A 2,396-nucleotide genomic window follows, 5' to 3' on the forward strand; every position below is an offset into this window, starting at 1 on the left:
GAGTGGCCCGAATCCGCCTACAACGGCGACTACATCGCCGAAATCGCCGCCGACTTCCTGGCCAAAAAAACCGTCTCGGCCAGCGATGGCGAGCCGGCCACCGCCAGCGGCGACGTAAACGACCTCGAATCGATCCGCCGCTTCGCCGTGACCTACCTGCGCAACGAGCAGGACCAGGATCTGCAGGCTTTCGGCGTCAAGTTCGACAACTACTACCTCGAGTCGTCGCTGTACGCCGACGRCAAGGTCGACACCGCCGTCAAGACGCTGGTCGACTCGGGCAAGACCTATGAAGACGGCGGCGCGCTGTGGCTCAAGACCACCGACTACGGCGACGACAAGGACCGCGTGATGCGCAAGTCCGACGGCACCTATACGTACTTCGTGCCGGACGTKGCGTACCACATCCAGAAATTCCGCCGCGGTTTCGACCAGGCGATCAACATCCAGGGCAGTGACCACCACGGCACGATCGCGCGCGTGCGCGCCGGCCTGCAGGCCGTGGACATCGGCATCCCGCAAGGCTATCCCGACTACGTGCTGCACAAGATGGTCACCGTGATGAAGGACGGTGAAGAGGTCAAGATTTCCAAGCGCGCCGGCTCGTACGTCACCGTGCGCGACCTGATCGATTGGTCGGGCGCGGGCGACGTCACGCGTGGCCGCGATGCGGTGCGCTTCTTCCTCATCTCGCGCAAGGCCGACACCGAGTTCGTGTTCGACGTGAACGTCGCGCTCGAAACGAGCGACGAGAACCCGGTGTACTACGTCCAGTACGCCCACGCGCGCATCTGCTCGGCGCTGGCCAACTGGGGCGGCGATGTCGCTTCGCTCGCCGGCGTCGACCTGGCGCCACTGACCTCGCCGAAGGAATTCGAACTGCTGGCCAAGCTGGCGTCGTACCCTGAAGTGCTCGAGCGCGCCTTGGCCGAACTGGGCCCGCACCAGGTGGCGTTCTACCTGCGCGAACTGGCCGGCGACCTGCACAGCTACTACTTCGCGCACAAGTGGCTGCTGGACGACGACGAGCCGCTCAAGCTGGCCCGCCTCGCGCTGGCCGCCGCCACGCGCCAGGTACTGCGCAACGGCCTCGCGCTGATCGGCGTCTCGGCGCCGGACAAAATGTAATCACTGCATCCCACTGCCCAACCAGAAAGCGTCATGACCGCCATTCGATCCTTCTCGCCCCTCCGCCAGCGCGGCAGCACCCTGACGGGCATCATCATCGGCCTGATCATGGGGTTGGGCATCGCAGTGGCGGTCGCCCTCGTGATCACCAAGGGCGCCTCGCCCTTCACCGACCGCTCCAACAAGATGGGGCGCCCGGCCGACCTCGAGCCGAGCCAGGCCAACGATCCGAACAAGCCGCTGTACGGCACCCGTACGCCAGTGCGCGAGACGCCCAAGCCGGCGCCARCTGCACCGGCTGCCGCACCGGCCGCACCCGCAGCACCGGCTGCAGCGCCGGCGGACGCCGATCCACTGGGCGCCGCGATCGCCGGCATGCAGGCGCCGCGCCGCGCACCGGCGCCATCGCCGGCGCCCGTCAACACGGTCGCTGCAGCGCCGGCGGCTGCCGCCGTCACCGACGGCTACATCTATTACCTGCAAGCGGGCGCGTTCCGTGAAATGTCGGATGCTGAAAACACCCGCGCCAAGCTGGCGCTGCTGGGCTTCGAGGCCGCGATCACCGACCGCAGCACCGACAGCGGCGTGCTGCACCGTGTGCGCGTCGGCCCGTTCACGCAGGTCGAAGGCGTCAACCGCGCGCGCGCCAAGCTGCTCGACAGCGGCATCGACGTCGCCATCGTGCGCAACCAGCGCTGATCCGGCATGTCGCTGCCGGCGAAGCGCGTCTTCATCACCGGCGCCTCGAGCGGCATCGGCGCCGCGCTGGCGCGCGAGTATGCCGCGCGTGGCGCGACGCTGGGCCTCCTGGGCCGGCGGCGCGACGCGCTCGACCAACTGCGTCAATCGCTGCCTGACTCCTCGCGCCACCAGGTGTATGCGGTCGACGTGCTCGATCGCGCGGCCCTTGCCACCGCAGCGCAGGACTTCATCACCATGAACGGCGGCGCCGACATCGTCATCGCCTGCGCCGGCATTTCGCAGGGCACGCTGACCGAACAGGCCGACGATCTGGCCGTGTTCGACGCCGTCTTTGCCACCAATATGAATGCCACGGTGGCGACGTTCGCACCGTTCATCGCCGCCATGAAAACCCAATCGACGCCGTGCCGCCTGGTCGGCATCGGCAGCGTGGCCGGCATTCGCGGCATGCGCGGCGCCGGCGCCTACTGCGCCAGCAAGGCCGCGCTGCACAGCTATTGCGAGGCGCTGCGCGTGGAACTGCGGCCGTCGAACATTCGCGTGGTAACCATCGCCCCCGGCTACAT

General features: G+C 67.8%; 3 protein-coding genes. All 3 read left to right on the forward strand.

Translation table 11 applies throughout. From position 1 onward, the window contains the following. The coding region (gene argS, locus AC1DYN_RS32125; protein WP_477966786.1) for an arginine--tRNA ligase at nt 1-1,128 on the forward strand (1,128 nt) is incomplete at its 5' end. A gap of 33 nt (nt 1,129-1,161) precedes the next feature. After that, nucleotides 1,162-1,827 carry an SPOR domain-containing protein gene (locus AC1DYN_RS32130; protein ID WP_477966788.1) on the forward strand — a complete coding sequence of 222 codons (666 nt, stop codon included), beginning with the start codon at nt 1,162-1,164 and terminating at the stop codon, nt 1,825-1,827. Nucleotides 1,828-1,833: 6 nt separating this feature from the next. After that, the coding region (locus AC1DYN_RS32135) for an SDR family NAD(P)-dependent oxidoreductase (RefSeq protein ID WP_477966790.1) at nt 1,834-2,396 on the forward strand (563 nt) is incomplete at its 3' end.

The sequence above is a fragment of the Rhizobacter sp. P2_D12 genome, from assembly GCF_056404395.1.